The 2,616-nt window shown below is 59.4% G+C and carries 2 protein-coding genes; both read right to left on the minus strand.

Going from position 1 to position 2,616, the window contains the following annotated elements:
- On the minus strand, window positions 1–1,187 hold a 1,187-nt coding region (locus WBP53_RS04865), incomplete at its 3' end, for a hypothetical protein (protein ID WP_423926504.1).
- Between the two features lie 41 nt (window positions 1,188–1,228).
- Window positions 1,229–2,616: delta-60 repeat domain-containing protein (locus WBP53_RS04870; protein ID WP_423926506.1), on the minus strand; the 1,388-nt coding region annotated here is incomplete at its 5' end.

Genomic DNA, 2,616 nt, shown 5'->3' on the forward strand with positions numbered 1-2,616 from the left:
AGAGACGTGAAGGCACCCCCAACCAATAGTTTGCCGTTGGCCTGTTGTGCCAGTGCGTTGACCGTGCTGTTGGTGCCTGGATTGAGCGTGGCGTCCACACTGCCATCGATATTGAGGCGTGCGATCCGGAAGGCAGGGTGGCCACCGATGTTGCTGAATCCGCCAGCAACCACCAACTTTCCATCGGCCTGAAGCGCCGATGCGGAGACGCTTGTTTGTACATCCGGATCATATGTCGCGTCCAGATTGCCACTGGTGTCGAAGCGCGCAATTCCGTTTCTAACCTGTCCGTTCGCCATCGTGAACGAACCACTCGCAATGATCTTGCCGTCCGATTGCAACGCAATCGCGTTGACGTCTGAATCCAGATTCGCCACAAAGCTCAAATCGTCGCTGCCGTCGGCATTGATGCGCCTGAAAGACTCTTCCCCCGCAGCGAAGATCTTTCCGTCTGGCTGAATCGCGAGACCGAAGACATAGCCACCACTTGTGGCTTGAAATGTTGCATCCGGGCTGCCGTCGGGATTCAAGCGAATGAACATTGCTCCGTTATTGCCCCCGGTAACGATCAGTCGACCATCCGGTTGTAGCGCCGCCGATTCGACGCTGCTGATTCCGCCCACGCCAGCCGCATAGCTTGTATCGACGCTCCCATCACTGTTCAGGCGCGCCAGGTTTGCGCGCGCAAAGCCACTGACGCTGGAAAAGCTACCGCCGATGATCAGCTTGCCGTCCGGCTGCAGGTTGAGCACTCGGCCAACTCCATTGCCGTCGAGTACAGGGTTGTAGCTGGCGTCGAGGCTTCCGTCAGGATTGAGGCGTGCGATGCCTTTTCTCGGTAGCCCGCCCACCTGCGAGAAGAACCCTGCGATCAAGATTTTTCCATCGACCTGGACTGCTGTGGCGAGTACTTGGGCAGATCCCGTAGATTCCACCAATGCCCCGACAAAACTGGCGTCGAAACTACCATTTGCATGTACGCGAGCGATCTTTTCACGCGGCTGGCCATTGATCGATGTGAACCCGCCACCAACCAGGATTTTTCCGTCGCCTTGGACCGCAAGCGCCCTTGCCGTTCCATTATCGACAGTTGCCGAGAAACCGTCTTCGACGCCTACGGCACACGTGCCGCCGGATAGAAACAGGAGGGTCAGGCTCGCCAGCCATAAATGATAGGATTTCCGCATGTCGCTACTCCGTTGATGGGTTGGGCGGGGACGCACTACGATCAGTCGAAACCGCTCCTGAAAATGCCGTCGCTATTGAGTGTGGAAGCCTGTCGCGCGTTCTGGATCAGGCTGCCCGACCCAGCGTACTGACCAGAGGCAGCCACGCCGGTGGCGCGCAGGTAGAACAAGGGCAGTTGCGGCGCGTTGTAGCCGCTGAAGGTCCAGCCGTTGCTGGTGCGCAGCATGGTCTCGACTGGCGCGTAGGTGGTTCCGTTTGTGGAGACTTGCAGCTCGGGCGGCCGCACCAGCTCCGGTGCACTAGCCGATCGGATCCAGCGGATCACGCTGCCTCCATTCGAATAGCCGATGAATTGCAGCGAATCGGTGACAGCTTGCGGCGCACTCAGGCGTGCGAGGTTGCTTCGCGCCTGTCCACCGACCGTGCTGAACGCTCCGCCGACGGCCAGCTTGCCATCGCCCTGCAAGGCGAGTGCGAACACCGTGGCATCCGCACCTGGGTTGAATGACAAGTCCACCACGCCGGTGGGGTAGAGCAACGCGACGTTGTTGCGCGTACTGCTGTTCGCTGCCGTGAAATTGCCACCCACCATCACGCTGCCATCGGCTTGCAGGACGAGCGAGTTGACGGTTCCAGTGATACTGGCATTGAAGCTGGCGTCAGCGCTGCCGTCGACATTCAAGCGCGCAATATTGTTGCGCGTCAATCCACCGATCATGTTGAAGGTTCCGCCGACCAGCAGTTTGCCGTCCGGTTGCAGCGCCATCGCGTTGACCGTGCCATTGACGCCGGGGTTGTAGTTTTGATCGATCTTTCCTGCGAGATCCATCCGCGCAAGGCCATTGCGCGATGCGCCGGCCATCACGCTGAACATGCCACCGACCAGGATGTTCTTGTCGACTTGCTGCGCGAGGGAATAGACCGTTCCATTCGATGTCGGCGCGAATGACGCATCAACGGTACCGGCGGCATCGAGCAGAGCAATGCCGCCTCGCGCCTGGTTACCAATCGAGGAAAAGGTGCCTGCCACCAGCAGCTTGCCGCCGATCAGCTCCGCCAGCGAATGCACATCGCCGTTCGCACCAGGATTGAAACCCACGTCGATGCTGTCGTCGAAATTGAGCCGGGCGATACGATTGCGCGCCACGTTTGCAATCGTTGTATAGGACCCGCCGATTACCAGTTTGCCATCCGCTTGTACCAGCAGCGCCTTGACGTTGCCGTTCGCGTTGGGATTGAACGCGGCATCGACTCGGCCATCGCCGTGCAGTCGCCCGATGCGATTGCGCGCGGTGAAGTCCAGAGACGTGAAGGCACCCCCAACCAATAGTTTGCCGTTGGCCTGTTGTGCCAGTGCGTTGACCGTGCTGTTGGTGCCTGGATTGAGCGTGGCGTCCACACTGCCATCGATATTGAGGCGTGCGATCC

It is taken from the genome of Dokdonella sp. (genome assembly GCF_049593775.1).
Classification (GTDB): Bacteria; Pseudomonadota; Gammaproteobacteria; order Xanthomonadales; family Rhodanobacteraceae; genus Dokdonella.